This window comes from Paenarthrobacter sp. CM16 (assembly GCF_013179505.1).
GTDB lineage: Bacteria > Actinomycetota > Actinomycetes > Actinomycetales > Micrococcaceae > Arthrobacter.
In genome coordinates this window covers 1-2305 of sequence record NZ_JABMCX010000471.1, presented here as the reverse complement: position 1 = coordinate 2305, position 2305 = coordinate 1, and the positions used below count along the sequence as shown (strand labels likewise).

Sequence of the window (2305 nt, the reverse complement as noted above, 5' to 3'; positions counted from 1 at the left end):
CCTCATCACGGCCACGAACTCACGGAGGAAGGCGCTTGGCACGAAGTAGCTGGCAGTGGGAGCACCCACTACCTCGGCGTTGATTTTCTGGCGTCGGGACAGGAGGGCCGCGCGGAGAACATGGTAGTTGTTGGTGCACACCAGCAACGGTCCCTGGATGCCTTGGTCGGCAAGCAAGGCAACCGAGTACGCCAGGTTCTCGCGGGTGGTAGTGGCCTGGTTTTCTTCCAGCACATCGACGGCCGAAGCACCCTTGGCCACCAGGTACTCCTTCATTGCCGTGGACTCGGGCCGGGGTTCGTCCGGGCCTTGGCCCCCGGAAGGCACCAGTACGGGCCTGGCCGGTGCGCCGCCGTCGTAAATTTCCAAAGCCTTGTTCAGGCGTGCGGCGAGCAATGGCGGGACCTTGCCGTCAATCAGGCCGGACCCCAGGACAATCACCGCCGCCGGGTTCGGGCTGAAGCGCATCCTTGAATACACCAGCGCATACCCAAGGAACACCACAAAGGCGCAGCCCAGGTAAGCGCAGAGGAAGAACGCCAAGGCGGCGAGGCCGGCCAGGACCGGTTGCCCGCTCAGTACAAAGAGGAAAGCGACAACCGGAGCGAGGAACACTGCCAGGCCCACGGCGATGGGCAGGAAGCTGCTGATGCCGGGGCCTTCCCTACGGACCATGGTGATGCCGTTGGCGATCAGGAAGCCGGCAAACACGAAGATGCTCACCACCGGAACCACAACGACCACCAGGTTCAGCCACTCGAACCACGGGTTCAAGTCGATCAGGAAATCCAGGAGAGCCTGAAGCAGCAACCACGCCGCCACCAGTAGGAAAACCCCGTTGCGGAGCCTGCGCCGATCGGACTGGTAGGAGGCAAGGAAGAGCCCCGCAAAGAGAAGTCCAAGGGCCAGGTTCAGCATGGTTCAAGCCTATGCGCTGGGGGCTGGTGCCTTCGCGTGCCCGGCTCAGGCCGATTCGCGGATGACCAACTCGGTGGGGATGGTGACGGCGGCGGGGCGCTTGCCGCTGATGACGTCCAGCAGGAGCCGCACCATTTCCTCGCTGATCCGGTCAAAGGGTTGGCGCACGGTGGTCAGTGGCGGCGCTGCCTCCTGGGAGACTTTGATGTCATCAAATCCGACGACGGCCACATCACCCGGCGTTGTCAGGCCGGTGTCCCGGAGGACGTCCATTGCGCCGAGTGCCATGAGGTCGTTCGCGGCGAAGACGGCGTCAATCTCCTGGGTGCGGTTCAGGAGTTCCCGCATAGCCTTGGCCCCGCTGTCCCGGCTGTAATCTCCGTGCGCGATGAGGGTTTCATCGATGTCCGCCCCCTGATGGTCCCGGTACGCTTCGAGCCGGCGCGTACCGCCCGAGGTGTCCGCAGGGCCGGCGATGGTGGCAATCCGCTGCCGCCCGCCGTCGTGCAGGTACCGCAAAACATCCCGGGCGCCCTCGTAATCATCGGCCGCAACGTAGCCCATCTTCTTCTCGAAGCCCAATGGGACGCCACAGGCAATGGCCGGGACACCCGCGGCGATAATGTCCGCAATGATGCCCTTCCGGCTGCCGTGGGACGAGATCAGCAGGACGCCGTCAACATGGCCCGCGGTGAGGAAGTCGGTGGCGCGCCGCTGCTCGTCATCCGTGCCGGCCATGATCAGCACCAAGGGGATGTCGTGAACGGCCAGGGCGTCTGCAGCACCGCGCATGAGTACTGCGAAGTTGGGGTCCTCGAAGAGCCTCTCCTGCGTTTCCGTGAGTAGGAACGCCACCGAATTGGCCCGGTTGGTAGCCAGGTTCCTCGCATGCGGGTTGACGCGGTACCCGGTCTTCTTGATGGCTGCGTTGACCGCAGCCAGCGCAGACGGGCTGACCCAGTGACCTCCGTTAAGAACCCGGGAGACCGTACCTCGCGAGACGCCTGCCTCTGCGGCCACGTCGTCGATTTTGGGCCTTGGCCGATGAGTGGGTTGCGTCATGACCAAAGCCTACCTAGGACTAGGCTTTGACGGCGCCGGCGGCCAGATCGACCCGCCAATAGCGTTGCAGCAGAAGGAACATGATGACCAGCGGGACGATCGACAGCAGCGCACCGGCGAGTACCAACGTGTAGAGAGCTGGTGCGGAGGCTCCTTGGTTCAGCAGGCCATTGAGCCCCACGGTGATGGGGAACAGGTGGTCATCACCAAGCATGATGTAGGGCAGCATGAAGTTGTTCCAGATGGCGACGAACTGGAACAGGAAGATGGTCACCAGGCCCGGCAGCATCATGGGCGCGGCGATGCGGTTGAAGATGTACATCTC

General features: G+C 63.5%; 2 protein-coding genes and 1 pseudogene. All 3 read right to left on the bottom strand.

From position 1 onward, the window contains the following. The coding region (locus HP499_RS23565; RefSeq protein WP_172326466.1) for a YdcF family protein at positions 1-918 on the bottom strand (918 nt) is incomplete at its 3' end. A 45-nt stretch (positions 919-963) separates the two neighbouring features. Beyond that, a complete protein-coding gene (locus HP499_RS23560; protein WP_172326465.1) occupies positions 964-1980 on the bottom strand; it encodes a LacI family DNA-binding transcriptional regulator in 1017 nt (338 codons plus the stop codon). Positions 1981-1999: 19 nt separating this feature from the next. Continuing rightward, positions 2000-2305, bottom strand: a pseudogene (locus HP499_RS23555) (ABC transporter permease subunit); the annotation flags it as partial.